Source organism: Bradyrhizobium sp. UFLA05-125, from assembly GCF_059803515.1.
In genome coordinates, this window is record NZ_JBANBJ010000036.1 from 1 (window position 1) to 20,884 (window position 20,884).

A 20,884-nucleotide genomic window follows, 5' to 3' on the forward strand; every position below is an offset into this window, starting at 1 on the left:
GTGCATGGCGTGATCGGCGCGTTCTACTTCTATGCCGACGGATCGGATGACGATCCCGCGTTCGGCTTCTGCGACATCGAGTTGTCGGTTCAACGGATTGCCCAGGGGACTGTGCGGGTCGAGCTGTACTGCATTGCGGATGGCTATCAGAGCACCCGTGGTGTCGGTGCGGATCACCCGCTGAAGATCGCGGTTCGCGCGGGGGACACAGTGCTTGGAATCGCCGATTGGCATTTCGCCGACGTGATTTGCGGCCACGCCGATCCTATGCATTTCTCCACCGACCTCGCGATCGACGATGCCATGTTCGATCGCATCGATCGGGTCGAGCTACAAAAGACCGCCGGCCAATCGCGGCCGTGCGAATAGTTGTGTGGTGAGGGAGCGTCCAGAAACCGGATGTCCTGCTTGTAAACAAATGTTCTCAGATATCGTAAAGTAGAGTACGATTGGAACAAAGCAGGACTTCGATCCGCGACGGAGCTCCGGCGCTTACCTCAACCGCCTCGCAAGTCAGGAGAATTCATGCGGTTTCGCATCGCAACCGTGCTCTGGCTCGCAATGGTCTTGAACTGCGCGACGGGCTGGGAGCAGGCATCGGCGGAGCCTTACCCGTCGCGCAGGATCAACCTCATCGTGCCGTTCCCGGCCGGCAGCGCAACCGACGGAGTGACACGGCACCTTGCGGAGAGCATTCGCATCCAGACCGGCGCGACGGTGCTGATCGAGAACAAGCCTGGTGCCGATGGCAATCTCGCCGCACTGGCCGTTCTCAAAGCCGATGCCGATGGCTACACGGTCTTTGTCACGACGAACTCGACGCAGGCGGCCAACGTCAATCTGTTCAGTGCCATGCCTTACAATCCGAAGGCGGATTTTGCACCTGTGGCGGGCATCATGACCATTCCGATGATGCTGAGCGTCAAGCCCGACTTTCCCGCGAAGGACGTCAAGGAGTTCATTGCTCTCGCCAAATCACGCCCGAAGCCGGTGTCGTTCGGAAGCGGTAACACGTCGAGCCGCGGTGCTGCAGAACTGTTTCGCTTCCGGGCTGGACTCGAGATGCAGCACGTGCCTTATCGCGGCATGCCGCAGGCGCTGACCGATGTGCTCGGCGGCGAAATCGACTGCGTCTTCGCCGATCCAGCCAGTGCGCAGGGCTTGATTCAGGACGGCCGGCTGCGGGTTCTTGCAGTGACGAGCAGCGAACGGCTCAAAGGACTGCCCGATGTTCCAACACTCGCCGAGGCTGGCTTGCCGAAAGCCGAGCTGACCGCTTGGGTTGGCGTTTTCGTGCGTGCGGGAACGCCGCCCGATATCGTCGCGAAGCTTAGTCAGCTCGTCTTGACCTTCGTCGGCAGCAAGGAGACGGATGCCTATCTGCAATCCGTCGGGGCCAAACCGTTCCCGGTGGGCCCCGATGAGCTTGGGTCGTTCGAGGATGACGACACGCGTCGTTGGGCCGAAATTGTCGAGATCGCAAAGATCGAGAAGAAGTAGATCATGGGCGCAGCGTGATCGCACCGCGGTCGAGCACGACGACATCCCGTTCAAGCGCCCGTGCGCGGAAGCGAATTTGATGACCCGCCGCGAAAAACTCGGTTCGGATGGTCTCGCCTGGAAAAACCGGCTTACTGAAACGGGCGGACAGCGATCCCAGACGCTCCGGCATATCGCCAGCATAGCTCGCGAGCGCGGCTCGTGTCGCAATTCCGAGTGTGCACAACCCGTGCAGGATCGGCCTTTCAAAGCCAGCCTTGGCGGCGGCTGCCGGATCTGCATGGATCGGATTGTAGTCGCCGCTCAACCGGTAGATCAACGCGCTTTGCGGCAACGTCTTGATTTCGTAGGTCTGCGATGGAGTGCCTTCCGACAAAGGGGCTGCCTCCGGCGGGACGATGCCGAAACTGCCGCAACTGCCGTCGCCACGCAGGAACAGCACGCTGCGGACCGTAGCCAGCTTGGCGTTCGCGTCGCTCAGCGTTTTGACGAGATGCAGAATGGCGCCTTTCCCTGGCCCTTTATCGACCACCGCAGAAATCTCGTAGCGTGCCGTGACCGTGCCCTCTGCCGGAATCGGATTATGGATCTTGAAGCTCTGTTCGCCGTGCAGCAATCGCACCCAGTCAATACCGAGCTCGGGTCGTTTCGCCCAGAAACCTGGATGGGCAAGGACACAGCAGATGGAGGGGACTGCGCGAAGGCCAGCCTCATAGACAAAGCTGAGCTGTGATGGGTCTAGCGGATCGGATCCGTAGCCGAGGCCAAGCGCATAGAGCATCGTGTCGCGCCGGGTGTACGTTTGCGAGACCGGCTCAAAACGCAAGTTTTGTACAGCTTCGAGGTTCAAGGTGTCCTCCCTGCGCTAAGCCCTCGATGTCCAAGACGGCCGGTGGCCGTTCATGATCGCACCGTAGCTGTTGCAATCGTGCTCTATCATATAGTACACAAGTGTACTAAATAATAGCTGGCCGGCGCAAGGACCGGGTGGCGGGGAGTTGCGCCGTGATTTCGTGCGTTGGATGGCCGAGCCGTTGGACCAATACCGAGGAATTGCCGCGGCTGAGGGTGGGCCGGCGAGCCGGTCCCGGCATCGCAGGAGCCGTCGCAGGGGTGCTGGTCAGTCTGCTTGCCGGTCAGGTGATCGCCGGCGAAAAGAAATATGGTCCGGGCGTCAGCGATACCGAGATCAGGATCGGCAACACCTCGCCCTATAGCGGCCCGGCGTCCGCCTTCAGCATGGTTGCCAAGACGGAAGAGGCCTATTTCCGCAAGGTCAATGCAGAAGGCGGCGTCAACGGCCGACGCATCGTGTTCCTCTCCTATGACGATGCCTATTCTCCGCCCAAGACCGTCGAGCAGACGAGGCGCCTGGTCGAGAGTGAGGAAGTCCTGCTCGTCTTCAATGCGCTCGGTACCGCCTCGAATTCAGCCGTCCAGAAGTATCTGAACGCCAAGAAAGTGCCGCAGCTCTTCGTATCGAGCGGCGCTGCCAAATGGAATGATCCGAAGAACTTTCCTTGGACGATGGGATTCACCCCAAGCTATGAGACCGAGGGCTATATTTACGCGAAATACGTTCTGCGCGAGCGCCCGGCTGCGAAGGTTGCGATCTTCTTTCAGAACGATGACTTCGGAAAGGATTATTTGCGGGGGATCAAGCTCGGGCTCGGCGACAGTGCCGCGTCCATGATCGTTGCCGAGGAGGCGTTCGATGTGTCCGAACCGACCATCGACTCTCACCTCGTCAAGCTCAAGGCGACAGGTGCCGACGTGCTGTTCGACATCGCCACGCCAAAATTTGCAGCCCAGGCGATCAAGAAGGTCAGCGAGCTCGGCTGGAAACCGCTGCATCTTCTCAGCTATGTGTCGGCTTCGACCGGTAGCGTGGTCAAACCGGCTGGGTTTGAGAAGGCGCAAGGATTGATTTCGGCAGCTTACTTCAAGGACCCCAACGATCCGACCTGGAAAGACGATGCGGGCTTGAAGGAGCTCAACGGATTTCTTGACGGCTATTTTCCCGGCGCCGATCGCAGCGATACGCTGATCGTGAACGGTTACAACACCGCGCAAGCGCTCGTTTATCTCTTAAAACTATGCGGCGACGATCTCACGCGCGAGAGCATCATGCGGCATGCTTCCAATCTGAAGCAGGTCGAGCTCGGAATGCTGCTGCCGGGTATCCGGCTAAACACCTCGCCGGCCGATTTCGCACCGATCAAGCAATGGCAATTGATGCGGTTCGAGGGAACGAACTGGCGTCTGTTCGGCGATGTCATGAGCGGCGACGCGAAGAACTGAGGAAAGGGAGAACCTATGGGACAGCTTTGTGCCGGGCGGGTCGCGATCGTGACCGGAGGAGGCCGCGGGCTGGGGCGCGAATATGCCCTGATGCTGGCCGAGCAGGGGGCCAGGGTGGTGGTCAATGATCTCGGCGCCTCGGCAGCGGGCGAGGGAACTGATCTGTCGCCCGCCCAGGAGGTGGTCGACGCAATCACGCGCGCCGGCGGCGAGGCGATCGTCAATGGCAATGACGTCAGCGATTGGACCGGCGCCAAGGCGTTGATCGATGCCGCCATCGACAGGTTCGGGCGGCTCGACGTTCTCATCAACAATGCCGGCATCCTCCGCGACCGCATGATGGTCAACATGACCGAGGCGGAATGGGACGCCGTCATCAAGGTGCATCTGAAGGGCACCTTCGCGCCATCGCATCACGCCGCGCAATATTGGCGGCAGGAGAGCAAGAAGCGCGGCGCTCCGGTGAGCGCGCGCCTGATCAACACATCTTCGGCGTCAGGATTGTTCGGCAATGTCGGCCAGAGCAATTACGGGACGGCCAAAGCGGGCATCGCCGCCTTCACTGTCATCAGCGCCATGGAGCTTCGGCAATACGGCATCACGGTAAATGCGATTGCGCCGAGAGCGCAGACCCGCATGACCGAAGGCCTGAGAGAGCGTAGCGAGGAGGATATCAAGCGCCGCAATCCGCGCTGGGTCGCGCCGATCGTGGTCTGGCTTGCGAGCGAGCAGTCCGCCGACGTGACTGGCCGCGTGTTCGAGGCCGGCGACGGAATTCTCAAGGTTGCCGAAGGATGGCACGCAGGTCCCGGAATCGACCCGGTCGAGGATCCCAACGAACTCGGGCCTCAGGTGGCGGAATTGATGCAGAAGGCGCGGCCCAACGCAGACATCTGGGGCCGCGACATCGTTTCATGAACTTCAGGAACTCCTCCCGGAGCACCTCAGGCGGGTGGTCGGCCTCAAGCCGCTGCCCGCCGCTTTTTCCGGGTTTTGGACGGCGGCACGTCCTCCTCGTCTTCGCCACGCTCGGCCTCGGTGCCGTCCGACATCGCGAGCAGATTGTGCTTCATCGCGAGGAGCGCTTCTGCCGCGCCTTCGAGCTGCTTTCGATCGATCCCGCTGACGATTCTCTCGTTGAACTTGTCGGTTTCCTTCCGCAGCTTCTCGAGGAAGCCGCGCGCCTGCTTGGTGACATAGACGCGCTTGATGCGCCGGTCGACCGGATCGGCTTGGCGGATCACGAAGCCGGACGTTTCAAGGCGGTCAATCAGGGCGCCGACCGCCACCTTGCCGACGTCGAGCTCGTTGGCGAGCTGCACCTGCGGAAGACCGTCCTTGCGCGAGATGAATGCCAGCACCCACCACTGCGATCGGGTGATCCCGAGCGGTGCCAGCGCCCGGTCGAACATCATCCTCCTGAGCCGCGACACGTCGTGAATGAGATATCCAAGCCGGAGATCCCAATCGGGCTGATCAGCCATTGATGTTTCCCTGAAAAGTCGAGTCGGGTTCGAAAGTTCAACTAATACCATACACCAGCGTATTTTAAAGGAAAGGGAGCAGAACAGTGCAGAATCCGCTGTTTTCCTATCGGGCGATCGGATTTACAAAAGAAGTACGCTAGTGTATTAATTGTGCGTTGACTGGGTCCGGCCGGCCGCTGAAGCCGTCGCCCGCCGACCCGTTCGGCCACAGGAAGGGATCGCTCATGTTCGACACGGCCGTGCTTAGTGGCAAGCGCATTCTGGTGACCGGAGGGGGGACCGGGCTCGGCAAGGAGATGTCGGTGGGGTTCGCCGCGCACGGTGCTCATGTCTACATCTGCGGGCGCAGGAAAGAGGTCCTCGACGCGGCAGCCGAGGAAATCCGGACGCGGTCCGGGGGATGGGCGTCTGCGGTGCTCGCCAATGTCAGGGATCCCGACAGCATCGACGCGATGATGAACACTATTTGGACGGACGGTCCGCTGACGGGTCTCGTCAACAATGCCGGCGCCAACTTCCTGGCGCCGACCGAAACATTGTCGCCACGCGGATATGAGGCCGTGCGTTCAACGGTGATGGATGGTTCATTTTATACTTCGCTTGCTTGCGGCAAGCGCTGGATTGCAGCCGGCCTTCCTGGCGCGATCATCAGCAATCTCGTCACCTGGGTATGGACCGGATCGGCCTATGTGGTGCCGGCGGCGATGGCGAAGGCCGCCGTGCACGCCATGACGATGTCGCTCGCGGTCGAGTGGGGGCCAAAGAACATTCGCGTCAATGCGATTGCGCCCGGCCCGTTCCCGACCGAGGGGGCCTGGGACAAGCTCAATCCGTTGGCAGAGACAGGCGTCGGTGCCACCCAGGCCGACGAAGTTCCGCTGCGCCGCTTCGGTAAGATGGATGAGCTGCGCAATCTCCTGATCTTCCTGATGTCGGATGGCTGCAGCTACATCACGGGCGATACGATCAGCATCGATGGTGGCCACCACCTCGCGGCACCCAGTACGTTCGCAGGGCTTTCCAAGCTGTCCGCGACAGATTGGCAACGCGCGCGTGAGGCCATTCAGACCTCCGTGCAGAAGGAAAAGCAGGCGCGATCGATCTGATCCCGCGATCTGATCTTGTGATCTGATCCTGGCGCGATTTCAACGAAGAGGCTTCGATGGGACTGGCTGTACAGACGACGAGCTTCGCATGCACCATTGAGAACGGGCTTGCTCACATCGAATTGGACCAGCCGACGCGCGGAAATCCGATTGACGGGACGTTTTGTCGTGAGTTCGGCATCGGGATCGCGGAGCTCAGCGAGCGTGCTGACGTGCGGGCGGTGCTGCTTTCGGCGCGCGGACGCTTGTTCAGCGTCGGCGGCGATCTGATGTCGCTGGTCAGTCAAGGAGAGGCCTTGCCGGCAACGATCAAGGCCTGGACCGCCGATCTGCACGCTGCGATCGCAAGAATGGTCCGCATGCGGGCACCCGTCGTCGCGTCGGTGCAGGGCAATGTTGCCGGTGGAAGCGTATCGCTGATGGCCGCGGCGGATCTGGTGGTGATGGCGGAATCGGCCAAAATTTCCGCCGCCTTCTCCAAGATCGGCTTCAGCCCGGACAGCGGTTCGACGACGACGGTGACACGCCGGATCGGCCTTGCCCGCGCAAGACGGTTTTTCCTGCTCGGCGAGACGTTCGACGCCAAAACGGCCCTGTTGCTGGGGCTCGTCGATTTCGTCGTGCCTGACGACGCCGTGCAGACCGAGGCTCTCCGGATTGCGCGCGAACTCGCCGCCGGGCCGACCGAAGCGTTTGGTGCGATCAAGCGCCTGTTCTCGCAGACCAGCGATCGATCGTTCGAGAGTCAGCTTGAAGAGGAAGCCCAGACGCTCGCGGCGATCTCGCGAACTGCTGATGCGCGTGAGGGCGTCAAGGCCTTCACCGAGAAGCGGAAGCCGGTATTCGCTGGGAAATGAGCGCCGGCTTCGTCACGCGAAGCGACAATCTGGACCATTGGCACGGGATCGTACTCTGCCATAACGTACACACGTAAACGATATAATCCGACCGCGAAGCCGGAAGCACGAAACGCGCTGCAAGAGGGAGAAAAATCATCGTGGCCTCCGCCCTATCGGCAACTCATGCCGGCTTTCGCCAAGCCGGCTATTGGCTCGACAAGACCGTCGATCAGCTCCTGAGCGAAGCCGCTGCCAAGGCACCTGACAAGGTCGCCATCGTCGCTGACCGGGCGGATCGCGAGCAGGCGCGCCGCTTCACATACGGTGAATTGGTGAGACTTGCGGATCGTGCGGCGAGCTCGCTGTTGCGGCTTGGTGTCGGCCGCGGCGACGTCGTGACCGTGCAATTGCCGAACTGGTGGGAGTTCGTTGTCACTGCGTTCGCGTGCAGCAAGATCGGTGCGGTGATGAACCCGGTGATGCCGATCCTGAGGGAGCGCGAGCTTGGCTATATCCTCAACTTCTGCCAAGCCAAGGTCTTCATCGTTCCCAAGAGCTATCGCGGCTTCGACTACGCTGCGATGGCAGAGGGAATGCGCGCGGACCTGCCGCATCTCAAGCACGTGATCGTCGCGGACGGCGAGGGCGATGCGAGCTTCGACAGGATGCTGCTGTCGGCCGAGGCCGAGAAGTTGCCGCCGGGATTGCGCCCGGACGACATGGCCGTTCTGATGTTCACGTCAGGCACGACCGGCGAGCCCAAGGGCGTCATGCACACGTCGAACTCGCTGGTTGCCTGCTGCAAGGCGTTGAGCGGACGATTTGGGCTCGACTCTTCCGACGTGTTGCTTGTGGCGTCGCCGGTCGGGCATATGACAGGCTATGCGGCGATCGTGTTGCTTTCGGTCTATCTCGGCGGCACCATGATCCTTCAGGACGTCTGGGAGGCCAACCGCGGCGTCAATTTGATGGCCGGCGAAGGCGTGACTTATACTGCCGCCTCGACACCGTTCCTCAGTGATATCTGTGACGCGGTGAAGGCCGGGGCGCCACACCCAAAAAGTCTACGTTCATTCCTGTGCGGCGGCGCTCCGATTCCGTCGATGTTGATCGACCGCGCCGCAACAGAGCTTGGCCTCAAGGTGTGCTCACTCTGGGGCATGACTGAGGTCCTATCGGGTACGCTGACCGAGCCTGCGCGAGCGGCGGAGAAATCGGCTCACACGGATGGCAGGGCGCAGGACGGGATGGAGGTCAGGATCGTTGATACCGATGGGCAGCCCGCGCCGACGGGAGAGTCGGGACGGCTGCTGGTTCGCGGCGCCCAGATGTTCAAGGGCTACTACAAACAGCCGGAGCTCCCGACGTTCGATGGCGATGGCTGGTTCGATTCCGGCGACCTCGCCTACATGGACAAGGACGGGTACATCCGCATCTCGGGCCGGATGAAGGACATCCTGATCCGGGGCGGGGAGAATGTGCCGGTCGTCGAAATCGAGAACCTGCTCTACAAGCATCCCGCCGTCGCGGCCGTTGCCGTGGTCGGCTTTCCAGATGCGCGGCTTGGAGAGCGGGGCTGTGCGTTCATCGTTCCCCGCACCGGAGATACGATCGATCTGGCCGCGGTACAGGCCTATCTCGGCGCGGCCAAGATGGCCAAGCAGTTCTGGCCCGAGCGTGTCGAGCTTGTGGCCGAGCTCCCGCGGACCGCCAGCGGCAAGATCCAGAAGTTCAGGCTACGCGAGCTCGCAACGGCGTTCGAGAACGGAACGTAGGTTACTCGTCGGAATAGCTTGGATCCCGTCGCTCGCGAAACGCAGCGACGGCTTCCGTGTGATCGTGGGTTTCCAGCAGGATGACCTGCTGCCGGTCCTCCATCATCAAGGCCGCATCAAGGCTCGGTGCATCGATCAGCGTGTTGAGGGCCTGCTTGGTCATTCGCAGGCCCATGGGGGACACCCGCAGCATCTCTTCTGCGAACGCCAGGCCCTTTGCCAGCAACTCCTCGAGCGGTGCGATGTCGCTGACGAGCCCTATGGCTTTCGCGCGCTCGGCCTTGAGAAACCGCCCCGTCAGCAGGAGCTCGGAGGTAACGGAGAGGCCGACGAGGCGCGGCAGAAGGTAGCCTGAGCCCATGTCACAGCCGCCGACGCCGATGCGGATATAGGCCGCGTTCATCCGCGCGTCGGGCGCTGCAAACCGGACATCGCAGGCGAGCAGGAACGAGAAGCCTGCACCGCACGCCGCGCCATGGACCAGCCCGATGATCGGCTGCGGACATGATCGCATCAATCGGATCACGCCGGAATAGTTCTGCTGCATCTTGAGCTGGCGCTGCGGTCGCCCCTTGCCGGGCGCGGCAAACGCGTCCGATCCAAGTTCGGCCCCTGCGGAGAACTGGGTCCCATTGCCGCGCAAGATCACGACCCGCGTCGCCGGCCGGTCGTGCAGGTTCGAAAAATACGCGGTGAGGTCTGCAATCATGTCCGGCGAGACAGCGTTGAGCTGGTCGGGACGGTTCAATGTCAGGATATCGATTGCGCCGCGGGTCTCGACGGTGATGGTGTTCGGCTCGGCCACGGATGCGCTCCCCTCGGTTCATTTGTCCTTGATCGCATATAGTAATAAAGTGTACGATCTTGTGGCGCAATGCTTGTTGCGGCCCTGCGAGCAATCCGGCCGGCCGCAGCGGCAACAAGACGACAGGGAGCCAGAAGATGCCATATCAGTCCGTGTTCAGGCCGGATCTGTTCAAGGGCCAGACGATCATCGTGACCGGTGGCGGCAGCGGGATTGGGCGCTGCACGGCTCACGAGCTGGCCGCGCTTGGCGCGAACGTCGCCATCGTCGGCAGGACGATCGAGAAACTGACCGAGGTTCAGCGTGAGATCGAGGAGGATGGTGGACAGGCGATGAGCCATGCCTGCGACATCCGCGATGATGCGATGGTGATTGGTGCAATCGAGGCAGTGCTCGCGAAATTCGGCCGGATCGACGGACTGGTCAACAATGCGGGCGGGCAATTTCGCGCGCCGTTGAAGGCGATCTCGACCAAAGGGTTCGATGCCGTTGTGCGCAACAACCTGACCGGCGGCTTCATCTTCATGCGAGAAGTCTACAATCGCTGGATGGAGGCCAATGGTGGGTCGATCGTCAATATCATCGCCGACATCTGGCACGGCTGGCCCGAGTTCGGCCATTCCGCCGCGGCCCGTGGCGGCATGCTGACCCTGACCGAGACCGCCGCCTGCGAATGGTCGGCATCAGGCGTCCGCGTCAATGCAGTCGCTCCCGGCGGTATCGTGTCGAGCGGATTCGATACCTACACACCCGAGATGCAAAAGAAGCTCTACGACTTCACCGAGCGCGTTCCCTTGCAGCGCTTTGGAACGGAAGCGGAGATTTCCGCCGCGATCACTTACCTGCTTTCGCCGGCGGCCGCTTACATCACCGGCTCATGTCTCCGTGTCGACGGCGGCACGCCGAATGCGCGTACGACCTGGAAGCTGGAGCCGCACAATCGCAGCGCGCCGTTCGAAGGCTTCCACCGCGTGAAGCTGCCTGAGGTGATGAAGCGCAAGGCGAGCGCCTAGCGAACTCCTTTAATCCACCGCGATGATCAGCTTGCCGCGGTTGTCGCCGCGGTAAAGCCGAGTAATTGCGCCGGGCGCGTGTTCGAGTCCCGGCAGCACTTCCTCGTCATGCACGATCTTTCCGGCAAGCGCGAGCTCGGCCAGGCGCGCCGCGGCGCCTTCGAACTCCGCAAGGTGATCGAAGATGATGAAGCCTGACCATCGCAGGCGCCGGGTGAGGATTTCACGTTCGGGTCGCGGTCCCGTGGGGACAGGGGTCCAGGATGCGTTTGCGGCCGTGCCGCACTGAATGATGCGTCCGCGCAAGCGCATGGTCCGGATGGCGGCATCGGCGATGGAGCCGCCCGTGTTGTCGAAGAAGATATCGTTGCCGTCGGGACATGCGGCGCGGATGGCCGCGCCGAGGTCGGCGGCTTCCCGATAATTAATCATGTCTTGATAGCCGTAGCGCGCCTTCGCCAGCGCCGCCTTGTCGGTGGAGCTGGTCAGCCCGACCGCACGGCAGCCGGCGATGTGCGCGAGCTGGCCGACAAAGCTTCCGACGCTGCCGGCGGCCGTCGATACCAGGACTTGCTCGCCCGGCTGCGGATCGCCGAGGCCGTGAAAGGCCAGATACGCCGTGATGCCGTTCATTCCGAGCACGCTGAGATTGGCGCTCAGGGGCAGGCGCGATGGCGTGACGCGCCGCAGGATCGATTCCGGCGTGGTGACGCAATAGCGCTGCCAGCCGAACCATCCGTAGACTTGGTCACCGGGCCGATAGTCCTGAACATTGCTCTCGAGGATCTCGCCGACGGCGAGCGCTCGCATTGGTGAATTGAGCGGGACGGGGGCGCTGTAGTTCCCTTCGTCGTTGGCCCAGCCGCGCTGCGCCGGATCGACCGATAGAAAGCGGTTCTGGATCAGGATCTCGCCGTTACCGGCGGCGGATACCGGCTCTGTCACCAGCGAAAAATGCTCCGGTTGCGGAATTCCGCGTGGCCGCGCCGTCAGCCGGACCTGTCGATTTTCGCGGAGGGTCATGAGTGGGCCTCATAATTAGTACGCTTGTGTACGATATGAGTATACGGTAAAAAATGAGCGGGAGACAAGGACGTTGCGGCGGCTGCGGTCGCCGCTCAACCCTGCAACATCAGGCAAGAGGCGAACAATGGCGGGGCTCTATTTCGAGCAATTTTCGGTCGGGCAGACATTCGTCCACGAGATCCGGCGCACGGTCACCGACATGGACAACATCCTGTTCTCGTCGCTGACCTACAATCCGGCGGCGGTTCACATCGATCATGAATTTGCCAAGGGGACCGAGTTCGGAAAACCCTTGATGAATTCGATCTTCACGCTCGGGCTGATCATCGGCCTGTCGGTCCAGGACACGACACTGGGAACCACCGTCGGCAATCTCGGCATGGAGGATACCAAATTTCCGCGGCCGGTATTTGCGGGAGACACGTTGCGCGCGGAGACCAAGATCATCGCGGTGCGGGAAAGCAAGTCGCGTCCGACGCAGGGCATCGTGACGTTCGAACATCGCGGCTTCAATCAGCGGGACGAGGAAGTGGTCTACTGCCGCCGGAGCGGACTGATGATGCGGAGGCCTGCATGAAGCTGCGCTCGCTGCTTTTTGTGCCGGCCGACAGTGAGCGCAAGTTCACCAAAGCCTCCGGCGTCGGCGCCGATGCGCTGATCCTCGATCTCGAGGATTCGGTCGCCCCGGGGCGCAAGGCCTTTGCCCGGGATGCCGTGAAGGGATTGTTGGGCGGCGGGGCGCGCGCCTGGTCGTTCCTCGTTCGGATCAATCCATTCGGCACCGGGTTTACACTGGAGGACCTGGCGGCCGTGGTGCGTCCGGGCCTCGATGGCATTCTGATCCCGAAGGTCAACGGCATCGAGGATGTCGATCTCATCTCGCACTATGTCGACGTGCTGGAGGTCGCGACCGGCGTTTCGCCCGGGCATGTCAAGCTGCTGGTCGTTGCGACCGAGACACCGGCCGCCATGATCGGCTTCAACGGCTATGCGCGCAAGAACGAGCGACTGGTCGCAATGACCTGGGGAGCGGAAGATTTGAGTGCCGCGTTGGGCGCGCTCACGAACAAGGAGGCGGACGGGGCGTGGACCTTCCCATACCAGGTGGCGCGCGCCCAGTGCCTGTTCGCGGCGGGCGCAGCCGGCGTTGCCGCGTTGGATACGCTCTATGCGGACTTCAAGGATCAGGCCGGCCTTGCCGATAGCTGCCGCCTTGCGCGGCGCGACGGCTTCGTGGGACGCGTCGCGATCCATCCGGATCAGGTTGCGACCATCAATTCCTGCTTCACACCATCGGAGACCGATCTGGCGCATGCGCGCAATGTCGTTGCGGCGTTCGCAGCGGCGCCGGATGTCGGCACTGTCGGGATCGATGGAAAAATGTACGACATTCCGCACCTGGTTGCGGCGCGACGGACCTTGGCATCGGTCGGGGAGGGACCTTCGAATGGACAATAGAACGTTCTCCAACCAGCTCGACGTGCCAGAAGATCACGCCGCGATTCGTGAGGGCGTGCGCGCAGTCGTTACGCGCTTCGATGACGAATATTGGCTTGCGCGCGACGATGACGGCGAGTTCCCGCGCGAATTCCATCGCGCGATGGCGGATGCAGGATGGCTCGGCATTACCATGCCCGAGGAGTATGGCGGCTCCGGACTCGGCGTCACCGAGGCCGCGATCATGATGCATGAAGTCGCCAGCCATGGCGGCGGCATGACGTCTGCATCCGCTGTCCATATCAACTTGTTCGGACCGCACCCCATCGTGGTGAAGGGATCGGACGACCAGAAGCGGCGCTGGGTGCCGCGGCTAGTCTCGGGTGAGGACCAATGCTGTTTCGGCTTCACCGAGCCGGACGCCGGCTTGAATACCACCCGCATCAAGACATTCGCCGAGAAGGTTCCGGGCGGCTATCGCGTTCACGGCCAGAAGGTCTGGACCTCGACCGCGCAGGTCGCCAACAAGATCATGCTGCTGACCAGGACCACGAAGTTCGAGGATTGCAAGCGGCCGACCGACGGCATCACCATCTTCTACACCGACCTCGATCGCTCCAAGATCGAGGTGCGGCGAATCCCGAAAATGGGGCGGAAGGCGGTGGATTCCAACGCCATCTTCATCGACGATCTCTTCATCCCCGACGCCGATCGGATTGGCGAAGAGGGGAAGGGCTTCTCCTACATTCTTCACAGCCTGAACCCGGAGAGAATCCTGATCGCGGTCGAGGCCATTGGAATTGGGCAGGATGCGCTGCGCCGGGCAACGCAGTATGCCAAGGAGCGCGTCGTGTTCGATCGCCCGATCGGCCAAAACCAGGCGATCCAGCATCCTTTGGCTGAGAAATGGATGTATCTGGAGGCGGCGTGGCTGATGGCGATGCGTGCGGCCTGGCTCTATGACGCGAACAAGCCATGTGGTGCAGAAGCGAATAGTGCCAAATTACTCGGCGCACGTGCCGGCCACGACGCCTCCTGGCAGGCAATCATGACCCATGGCGGGTTCGGCTATGCCAAGGAGTATCACGTCGAGCGGCTGTTCCGGGAGGTCTCGATCACCCGGCTCGCACCGATCACCGAGCAGCTGATCCTCAGCTTCATCGCCGAGAAGGTGCTCGACCTGCCGAAGAGCTACTGATCTGCTCTTGCGTGCCTTAGAGATTGCGCGAGATCAGCTCGCGCATGATCTCCGAGGTGCCGCCATAGATGCGCAGTACCCGCGCATCGGCGAACAGGCGGCAGATCTCGTACTCGCGCATGAAACCGTAGCCGCCGAAGAATTGCAGGCACTGATCGACGAGACGGCCATGCATCTCGGTCACCCAGAGTTTGGCGGTCGAGGCGCCATAGGTGGTCAGCTCGCCCCGGACATGCTGGCTCAGGCACTGATCGACATAGGCCCAGCCGACCTGGAGATCCGACTTCAGATCGGCCAGCTTGAAGCGCGTGTTCTGATAGGTTCCGATCGCTTGTCCGAAGGCCTTGCGCTCCTGGACGTAAGTCTTGGTGATGTCGAATGCCTTTTGTGCCGACGCAATCGAGTGGAGGGCGATCGTCAGCCGCTCCTGAGGCAGCTCACTCATCAGCGCGCCCATCGCGCCGCCTTCCGAGCCTAAGAGGTTACTGACTGGGACACGGACCTGATCGAAGAAAAGCTCCGACGTATCGGAGGAGAGGTGGCCGAGCTTGTCGAGATTGCGGCCATGCCGGAATCCCGGGCGGTCGGTCTCGACGAGGATCAGGCTCATGCCGCGCGATCCGCCCTCCGGATTGGTGCGGGTGACGGCAATGACGAGGTCGCACATCTGGCCGTTGGAGATGAAGGTCTTCTGGCCAGAGATGACATACTCATCTCCTTCGCGGATGGCGCGGGTACGGATGCCTTGCAGATCGCTGCCGGTTCCGGGCTCCGTCATGGCAATCGCGCACACGGTCGTGCCGGCGACCATCCGCGGCAGCCATTTTTGTTTCTGCTCCTCCGTGCCGTAGCTGAGCAGATAGCCACAGCAGACGTCGTTGTGAACCGAGAAATCCGTTGCCGGACCTGCGAAGCCCGAATAGGCGAGCTCTTCGATCACGACGGCGTTGTGGCGAAAGTCTCCACCGATGCCGCCATATTGTTCGGGCACCTGCGGACAGAGCAGGCCGGCATCGCCGGCAGCCGGCCACAGCGCACGGTCGATGATCCCGGCCTTCTCCCATTCCTGGAAGTGTGGCGCTATCCTCGCGGCGGCGAAACGTCGGACGCTTTGGCGCAGGAGGGTGTGCTCTTCGTCGTAGACCGGGCGATCTGGCAGCATATTTGTCAACCGTAAGCTGAGCGCTAGAAGGCGACCTTGTCGCCGCCCTTGAGCTGGAGGATGTCACGTGCTTCGTCGGGGCTCGCGACCTCGAGCCCGAGGCCTTCGATGATCTTGCGGACCTGCGTCACCTGCGCCGCATTGGTTTCGGCAAGGCGGCCAGAGCCGATCCACAGGCTGTCCTCCAGGCCGACGCGGACGTGGCCGCCCATCGCCGCCGCCATGGCGGCAACCTGCATCTGCGCGCGGCCGGCGCCGAGCACCGACCAGCGATAATTGTCACCAAACAGGCGATCGGCCGTCCGCTTCATGTGCATGACGTCATCGGGATGCGCGCCGATGCCGCCGAGCAGCCCAAAACAGGTCTGGATGAAGAGGGGCGCCTTGACCAGTCCTTCGGTCCAGAAATAGTGCAGATTGTAGAGATGGCTGGTGTCGTAGCACTCGAACTCGTATCGCGCGCCCGAGCCGTTCAGCGTCTCCAACGCGTACCTGATGTCTTTGAATGAGTTGCGGAAGACGAGATCGTGAGAGCCTTCCAGCATTTGTGGCTCCCAGTCGTGCTTGAAGGTCTTGTAGCGTTTCAACATGGGAAACAGGCCGAAATTCATCGATCCCATGTTGAGGCTTGCGACCTCCGGTTTCCAAGTCGCTGCCGGACGGACGCGCTCCTCCACGGTCATATAGGGGGAGCCGCCGGTGGTAAGATTCACCACGACGTTCGAGCTTTGCTTGATGACCCGCAAGAAGGGTTCAAAGGCTTCCGGCGATTGATCCGGCCTGCCGTCGACGGGATTTCGCGCATGCAGATGCACGATCGCCGCGCCTGCAGCGGCGGCGCCGAGCGCGGATTCGGCGATCTCCGCCGATGTCACCGGCAAATGCGGTGACATCGAGGGTGTGTGGATCGATCCCGTGATCGCGCAGGAGATAATCACCTTTTGCGATGCCATGGTTTGATATTCCCGACTTGATGTTCTTGCCTGCGGCGCTCAGCGTGCGAACTTGTGGAAGTCCGGATTGCGCTTCTCATTGAAGGCTGCAACGCCTTCCTTCGATTCCGCCGTGTCGTAGAACAATTTCACGGCGTGCAGTGCGAAATTGCTGATCCCGCGAATATTGTCGGAATCGGCGTTGAAGGACCGCTTGGCGAGTGCGATGGCAGTCGGCGAGCGCTGCGCGAGCTTGTCGGTCCAGTCCTTCACGGCCGCATCGAGTTGCGCCATGGGCACAACCTTATTGACCAGACCCATCTCCCGGGCCTGCTCCGCGGTATAGCGTTCATTGAGATACCAGATCTCGCGAGCCTTCTTGTCGCCGACGTGGCGGGCCAGGAATGCCGTGCCCCAGCCAGCGTCGACAGAACCGACCTTGGGGCCGACCTGGCCGAACTGCGCCGTATCGGCAGCAATCGTGAGGTCGCAGAGCGTTGCGAGCACGTTGCCGCCGCCAATGGCAAAGCCATTGACACGGGCAATCACAGGTTTCGGGACGTCGCGGATGAGGCCCTGGATCTCGTCGATCGGCAGTCCGACGACGCCGCGGCCATCATATTGACCTTCATGGGCGGATTGATCTCCGCCGGTGCAGAAGGCCTTCTCGCCGGCGCCAGTGAGCACAATGCTTGCGACATTGCGGTCGTTTCCGGCGAGCTGAAATGCCTGGATGAGTTCCTCGAGGGTCTGTCCCCGGAAGGCGTTGTACACCTTCGGCCGGTTGATGATGATCCACGCGGCGCGGTCGCGGACTTCATAGATGACATCGGTGAATTGCTTGGGATCGGTCATGGCGTGTCCTCGCGCGTTAGATCATGTTCATTCCGCCGGAGACGGAGATGGTTTGTCCGGTGATGAATTTGCCGTCGTCGGAAGCGAGCATCGCAACGATCCCGCCGTAGTCGTCTGGTTCGCCCATGCGCTTGAGCGGGATGCCTCTGACCATCGCGTCCTTCCACTTCACGGCGTGCTCCCCCTCACCAAGCACGGACGCCATCATCGGCGTGTTGGTTGGGCCGGGGCAGACGGCATTGAGAAGGACATTCTTGCGTGCCAACTCGCGCGCCAGCGATTTCGTGAACGAAATCAGCCCGCCCTTGCAAGCAGAGTAGACCGCTTCGTCGCTGGTGCCGACGCGCGCAGCGTCGGAAGCGATATTAACGATGCGGCCGCCGCCACGCTCGGCCATCAGCGGCGCAATCGCCTTATGGGTATTGAGCGGTCCATAGAGATTGATGCGGATGATCTTGTCCCAGAGATCGCGGTCGGTCTTCAGGAACGGCATCGGACGGTCCCAGCCGGCATTGTTGACCAGGAGCCAGATCGGGCCGAGCTCGGCCTCGACCTTGGCCACGGCGGCCTCGACGGAAGCGGCATCGCCGACGTCGACCGCGTAGGTCTTGATGACGGCTTGCGGCGCGAGCTTGGCTGTCTCTTCGCCGCCTTGCGGATTGATGTCGAAGATCGCGATCTTGCAGCCTTCTTCCGCCAGCCGCAGCGTCAATCCTCTTCCGATGCCCTGTCCGCCGCCGGTCACGACGGCAACTTTTCCCGTTAGGCCCTTCAACGTCGATCTCCCTTGTCGTTTGTCATTTTTTCAGCTGCCTTCGGTGGAGCGAAGGCGAGAGGGCTAAGCCGACCCGTTTTTCTGAATGTCGTATCCTCGCTGCGAGTACATCTGGCGCGCGATGATCGTCTTCATGATCTCGATCGAGCCGCCGGCGATTTTGACCACGCGCGCGTCAGCATAGGCGCGGGCAATCGGATACTCCCACATGTAGCCCCAACCGCCGAACAGCTGGAGGCATTCGTCGACAGTCTCGCAGTGCAATTCGGAGGTGAACATCTTCGCCATGGCGGCGTCGACCGGATCGAGCTTGCCTTCCATGAATAAGGCAATGCACTTGTCGGTAAAGACGCGCGCTACGGCGGCCTTGGTCCGGAGCTCTGCCAGCTTGAATTGAGTGTTCTGGAAGTCGGCAAGCTTCTGGCCGAACGCGCTTCGTTCGGAGGTATATTGCAACGTCCAGTCGATCACGGTCTCGGTCACCGTCGCCGACCGGATCGCCTGCGCCAGTCGTTCCTGAGCCAGCTTGGTCATCATTTGCGCGAAGCCCCGACCTTCCGCGCCCAGCATGTTGCTGGCGGGAATCCGGACATTGTCGAAGAACAGTTCGGAGGTGTCTTGCGCCCTCATGCCGAGCTTTTCCAGATTTCGGCCGCGCTTGAAGCCGGGAAGGTTGCTCTCGACGATAAACAGCGTCACGCCCTTGGCTCCGGCCTGGCTGTCGGTCTTGGTCGCGAGCACGATGAAATCGCAGAGTTGACCGTTGGAGATGAAGACCTTCTGGCCGTTGATGACGAAGTTGTCACCGTCACGAACGGCGCGCGTGCGGATCGCCTTGAGGTCGCTGCCGGCGTGAGGTTCCGTCATGCCGAGTGAGCCGATCGCTTCGCCCGACACCATCTTCGGCAGCCATTTGCGCTTCTGCGCCTCGGTGCCGAAGGATAGGAGATAGGTGGCGACCAGGTCGGTGTGGATCAAAAAGCCGGGACCGCTGGCTCCGGCGCGCCAGAGTTCCTCGAACACGACAACGTCGAAGAGATAGTCGAGACCCATGCCGCCATATTCCTCGGGCACGGTGCAGCAGAGTAGGCCAGCCGCTCCGGCTTTCAGCCAGAGGTCTCGCGGCACGATGCCCTCTTCCTCCCACTTGGCATGAAAGGGCACGATCTCGCTCTCGACGAAGCGACGAACCGTCTGGCGGAAAATCTCGTGTTCCTCGCGAAAGATCGTGCGTTCGATCATTGTCAAATGCCGCCCTGTCTGATTTAGTTTGCTAGTGTACAGTATTTGGTTGGGGTATACAACCCGAAACGCCAAACAGGCAACAGTGATCGTACACCAATGAACGGTAGCGGGAGAGCAAACGATGACCGTCGGGCCGGAGCTCAAGCAGTTTCGCATCGAATTATCCGCGCAGCGCGTCCTGCACCTCGTCTTCGACATGCCGGGACGATCGATGAATGTGTTCTCGAACGCGGCGATTGAAGAGCTTGGATTGTTTGCGGACTGGCTCAAGCAGAGCGACGTTGCCGGGGTCGTCATCCGGTCCGGTAAGCCGTCTGCGTTCTGCGCCGGCGCCGACCTGGCTGAGCTGGAGACGGCCTATGACATGATCATGGCCGCACCGGTCGGTGAGCGCGATGGTCTTGCGTTCGACCACTTCTTTCGCCTGAGCCACGGCTTGCGCAGGCTCGAGACCGCCGGCAAGCCGATTGCCGTGGCGATCGCCGGCCTTGCCCTGGGCGGCGGCTGCGAATTCGCTCTTGCTGCCCATCACCGGGTGCTTGCGGCAGACCCGCAGGCGACATTCGGTCTGCCGGAATCGCTTGTCGGGCTGCTGCCGGGCGGCGGCGGAACACAACGCCTGCCGCGACTGGTTGGGATTGAAGCGGCGTTGCCCGTGTTGCTTGAGGGGACGCGACTGGGAGGGCAGGCGGCCATTGCCGCTGGGCTTGCGCATGAGCTGGTGGCGCCGGGCGAGGAGGTTGCCGCGGCCGAACGCTGGGTGCTGTCGGGAGTGCAGGCATCACAGCCTTGGGACCGGCCGAATTGGCAGGCGGTGGACGCGTCGCAAGTGAAAAATTCAATTGCTACGAAGCGCAGCCGGGTACTGGCAGAGACGCTCGGTCACTATCCGGCGCTCTCGGCCATCCTCGACTGCGTCGAACAGGGATTTCCGCAGGACTTCGATACGGCGATCCGGACCGAGATGCAGATTTTCGCGAAGCTGATTCAGCGGCGGGAGCCGCGCAACATGATCAGGACCTTGTTCCTGGGGCGGCTGGATCACGACCGTCTCAAGAAGAAGGGGATGAATCCCAGGATCACCGAAGCCGTGGCTGCGGTCTCGAACGCGCTCGGGGCGCAGCTCGAGCGCGGCGAAGAACTGTCCGAGGCCTTTGCGCGGGCGGGCTTTCGTATCGAGCAACCACGTCAGGTCGCGTTCGACGGACGCGTCGCGGGTGCGGCCTATTGGCATGACGATGAGCCGCGAACGTGGGGCAAGGAGCTTTTGCGCGCGCGACTGGCGGATGCCGAGGCCGCCGCGGCGGGCTGGCGATCCCAACTCGACGAGTCCGAACGTCGCGCCGCCGATTACGTTCTGGTCACGCAGGCGGGATTTCCGGCCTATCTCGGTGGCCTGTTCGCCGCCGGGCTGAGCTAGTCAGGCCT

The 20,884-nt window shown here is 61.9% G+C and carries 21 protein-coding genes; 12 read left to right on the top strand and 9 right to left on the bottom strand.

The window, feature by feature from the left end; translation table 11 throughout:
- Positions 1-369 (top strand): hypothetical protein (locus tag SO156_RS26690; protein ID WP_498536821.1); only part of this gene is annotated, 369 nt, incomplete at its 5' end.
- 156 nt (positions 370-525) lie between these two features.
- Positions 526-1,500, top strand: coding sequence for a Bug family tripartite tricarboxylate transporter substrate binding protein (locus tag SO156_RS26695; protein ID WP_498536822.1), 975 nt, complete (start codon positions 526-528; stop codon positions 1,498-1,500).
- A gap of 1 nt (position 1,501) precedes the next feature.
- Here the strand turns inward: SO156_RS26695 and SO156_RS26700 are convergent, their stop codons facing one another.
- The gene (locus SO156_RS26700) at positions 1,502-2,350 is read right to left on the bottom strand and encodes a MaoC/PaaZ C-terminal domain-containing protein (protein WP_498536823.1); all 849 of its coding nucleotides are present in this window, start codon (positions 2,348-2,350) and stop codon (positions 1,502-1,504) included.
- A gap of 212 nt (positions 2,351-2,562) precedes the next feature.
- Between SO156_RS26700 and SO156_RS26705 the strand changes: the two genes are divergently transcribed.
- Together SO156_RS26705 and SO156_RS26710 are read left to right on the top strand one after the other, a co-directional pair.
- On the top strand, positions 2,563-3,801 hold the full coding sequence (locus SO156_RS26705) for an ABC transporter substrate-binding protein (protein WP_498536897.1): 1,239 nt from the start codon (positions 2,563-2,565) through the stop codon (positions 3,799-3,801).
- A gap of 15 nt (positions 3,802-3,816) precedes the next feature.
- Positions 3,817-4,719 (top strand): SDR family oxidoreductase, encoded by a 903-nt coding sequence (locus SO156_RS26710; protein ID WP_498536824.1) that lies wholly within the window; start codon positions 3,817-3,819, stop codon positions 4,717-4,719.
- Positions 4,720-4,763: 44 nt separating this feature from the next.
- Here the strand turns inward: SO156_RS26710 and SO156_RS26715 are convergent, their stop codons facing one another.
- Positions 4,764-5,285 carry a MarR family winged helix-turn-helix transcriptional regulator gene (locus SO156_RS26715; RefSeq protein WP_498536825.1) on the bottom strand — a complete coding sequence of 174 codons (522 nt, stop codon included), beginning with the start codon at positions 5,283-5,285 and terminating at the stop codon, positions 4,764-4,766.
- A gap of 227 nt (positions 5,286-5,512) precedes the next feature.
- Between SO156_RS26715 and SO156_RS26720 the strand changes: the two genes are divergently transcribed.
- The 3 genes from SO156_RS26720 to SO156_RS26730 all read left to right on the top strand — a co-directional run bounded on the left by SO156_RS26720 (position 5,513) and on the right by SO156_RS26730 (position 9,008).
- Positions 5,513-6,394 (top strand): SDR family oxidoreductase, encoded by an 882-nt coding sequence (locus SO156_RS26720; RefSeq protein ID WP_498536826.1) that lies wholly within the window; start codon positions 5,513-5,515, stop codon positions 6,392-6,394.
- Between the two features lie 56 nt (positions 6,395-6,450).
- Positions 6,451-7,251 (top strand): enoyl-CoA hydratase/isomerase family protein, encoded by an 801-nt coding sequence (locus tag SO156_RS26725; protein ID WP_498536827.1) that lies wholly within the window; start codon positions 6,451-6,453, stop codon positions 7,249-7,251.
- 140 nt (positions 7,252-7,391) lie between these two features.
- Positions 7,392-9,008 carry an AMP-binding protein gene (locus SO156_RS26730; protein ID WP_498536828.1) on the top strand — a complete coding sequence of 539 codons (1,617 nt, stop codon included), beginning with the start codon at positions 7,392-7,394 and terminating at the stop codon, positions 9,006-9,008.
- Position 9,009: 1 nt separating this feature from the next.
- On the opposite strand, the gene SO156_RS26735 is transcribed toward SO156_RS26730, so the two are convergent.
- Positions 9,010-9,813: an enoyl-CoA hydratase/isomerase family protein gene (locus SO156_RS26735; RefSeq protein WP_498536829.1), complete on the bottom strand. Its 804-nt coding sequence runs from the start codon at positions 9,811-9,813 to the stop codon at positions 9,010-9,012.
- Between the two features lie 137 nt (positions 9,814-9,950).
- Between SO156_RS26735 and SO156_RS26740 the strand changes: the two genes are divergently transcribed.
- Positions 9,951-10,826 carry an SDR family oxidoreductase gene (locus SO156_RS26740; RefSeq protein WP_498536830.1) on the top strand — a complete coding sequence of 292 codons (876 nt, stop codon included), beginning with the start codon at positions 9,951-9,953 and terminating at the stop codon, positions 10,824-10,826.
- Positions 10,827-10,835: 9 nt separating this feature from the next.
- Here SO156_RS26740 and SO156_RS26745 read toward each other — a convergent pair whose 3' ends face one another.
- Entirely contained in the window at positions 10,836-11,849 is a 1,014-nt protein-coding gene (locus tag SO156_RS26745) for an NADP-dependent oxidoreductase (protein ID WP_498536831.1), read from the bottom strand.
- Positions 11,850-11,976: 127 nt separating this feature from the next.
- On the opposite strand from SO156_RS26745, the gene SO156_RS26750 reads away from it, so the two are divergent.
- Genes SO156_RS26750 through SO156_RS26760 form a run of 3 tightly spaced genes read left to right on the top strand, consistent with a single transcriptional unit; the run spans position 11,977 to position 14,487 of the window.
- On the top strand, positions 11,977-12,429 hold the full coding sequence (locus tag SO156_RS26750) for a MaoC family dehydratase (RefSeq protein WP_498536832.1): 453 nt from the start codon (positions 11,977-11,979) through the stop codon (positions 12,427-12,429).
- Positions 12,426-13,310, top strand: a complete 885-nt coding sequence (locus tag SO156_RS26755; protein WP_498536833.1) for an HpcH/HpaI aldolase/citrate lyase family protein — start codon at positions 12,426-12,428, stop codon at positions 13,308-13,310. Before SO156_RS26750 ends, SO156_RS26755 begins: the two co-directional genes overlap by 4 nt.
- Positions 13,300-14,487 carry an acyl-CoA dehydrogenase family protein gene (locus SO156_RS26760; RefSeq protein WP_498536834.1) on the top strand — a complete coding sequence of 396 codons (1,188 nt, stop codon included), beginning with the start codon at positions 13,300-13,302 and terminating at the stop codon, positions 14,485-14,487. Before SO156_RS26755 ends, SO156_RS26760 begins: the two co-directional genes overlap by 11 nt.
- Positions 14,488-14,503: 16 nt before the next feature.
- On the opposite strand, the gene SO156_RS26765 is transcribed toward SO156_RS26760, so the two are convergent.
- From SO156_RS26765 to SO156_RS26785, 5 genes are all read right to left on the bottom strand, one after another.
- On the bottom strand, positions 14,504-15,649 hold the full coding sequence (locus tag SO156_RS26765) for an acyl-CoA dehydrogenase family protein (RefSeq protein WP_498536835.1): 1,146 nt from the start codon (positions 15,647-15,649) through the stop codon (positions 14,504-14,506).
- Positions 15,650-15,672: 23 nt separating this feature from the next.
- Entirely contained in the window at positions 15,673-16,602 is a 930-nt protein-coding gene (gene kce / locus SO156_RS26770; protein WP_498536836.1) for a 3,5-dioxohexanoate:acetyl-CoA acetone transferase, read from the bottom strand.
- A gap of 39 nt (positions 16,603-16,641) precedes the next feature.
- Entirely contained in the window at positions 16,642-17,436 is a 795-nt protein-coding gene (locus tag SO156_RS26775) for an enoyl-CoA hydratase-related protein (protein ID WP_498536837.1), read from the bottom strand.
- 16 nt (positions 17,437-17,452) lie between these two features.
- The gene (locus SO156_RS26780) at positions 17,453-18,211 is read right to left on the bottom strand and encodes an SDR family oxidoreductase (protein ID WP_498536838.1); all 759 of its coding nucleotides are present in this window, start codon (positions 18,209-18,211) and stop codon (positions 17,453-17,455) included.
- 63 nt (positions 18,212-18,274) lie between these two features.
- Positions 18,275-19,453, bottom strand: coding sequence for an acyl-CoA dehydrogenase family protein (locus SO156_RS26785; protein WP_498536839.1), 1,179 nt, complete (start codon positions 19,451-19,453; stop codon positions 18,275-18,277).
- Between the two features lie 124 nt (positions 19,454-19,577).
- On the opposite strand from SO156_RS26785, the gene SO156_RS26790 reads away from it, so the two are divergent.
- Entirely contained in the window at positions 19,578-20,876 is a 1,299-nt protein-coding gene (locus tag SO156_RS26790; RefSeq protein WP_498536840.1) for an enoyl-CoA hydratase-related protein, read from the top strand.
- Positions 20,877-20,884: the final 8 nt, after the last annotated feature.

Excerpts from the sequence above, each read along its gene's own strand:
- SO156_RS26720 (WP_498536826.1), top strand. The coding sequence starts at position 5,513 with ATGTTCGACACGGCCGTGCTTAGTGGCAAGCGCATTCTGGTGACCGGA.
- SO156_RS26725 (WP_498536827.1), top strand. The coding sequence starts at position 6,451 with ATGGGACTGGCTGTACAGACGACGAGCTTCGCATGCACCATTGAGAAC.
- SO156_RS26715 (WP_498536825.1), bottom strand. The coding sequence starts at position 5,285 with ATGGCTGATCAGCCCGATTGGGATCTCCGGCTTGGATATCTCATTCAC.
- SO156_RS26775 (WP_498536837.1), bottom strand. The coding sequence starts at position 17,436 with ATGACCGATCCCAAGCAATTCACCGATGTCATCTATGAAGTCCGCGAC.
- SO156_RS26695 (WP_498536822.1), top strand. The coding sequence starts at position 526 with ATGCGGTTTCGCATCGCAACCGTGCTCTGGCTCGCAATGGTCTTGAAC.
- SO156_RS26750 (WP_498536832.1), top strand. The coding sequence starts at position 11,977 with ATGGCGGGGCTCTATTTCGAGCAATTTTCGGTCGGGCAGACATTCGTC.
- SO156_RS26740 (WP_498536830.1), top strand. The coding sequence starts at position 9,951 with ATGCCATATCAGTCCGTGTTCAGGCCGGATCTGTTCAAGGGCCAGACG.
- SO156_RS26760 (WP_498536834.1), top strand. The coding sequence starts at position 13,300 with ATGGACAATAGAACGTTCTCCAACCAGCTCGACGTGCCAGAAGATCAC.
- SO156_RS26785 (WP_498536839.1), bottom strand. The coding sequence starts at position 19,453 with ATGATCGAACGCACGATCTTTCGCGAGGAACACGAGATTTTCCGCCAG.
- kce (WP_498536836.1), bottom strand. The coding sequence starts at position 16,602 with ATGGCATCGCAAAAGGTGATTATCTCCTGCGCGATCACGGGATCGATC.
- SO156_RS26790 (WP_498536840.1), top strand. The coding sequence starts at position 19,578 with ATGACCGTCGGGCCGGAGCTCAAGCAGTTTCGCATCGAATTATCCGCG.
- SO156_RS26755 (WP_498536833.1), top strand. The coding sequence starts at position 12,426 with ATGAAGCTGCGCTCGCTGCTTTTTGTGCCGGCCGACAGTGAGCGCAAG.
- SO156_RS26710 (WP_498536824.1), top strand. The coding sequence starts at position 3,817 with ATGGGACAGCTTTGTGCCGGGCGGGTCGCGATCGTGACCGGAGGAGGC.
- SO156_RS26765 (WP_498536835.1), bottom strand. The coding sequence starts at position 15,649 with ATGCTGCCAGATCGCCCGGTCTACGACGAAGAGCACACCCTCCTGCGC.
- SO156_RS26745 (WP_498536831.1), bottom strand. The coding sequence starts at position 11,849 with ATGACCCTCCGCGAAAATCGACAGGTCCGGCTGACGGCGCGGCCACGC.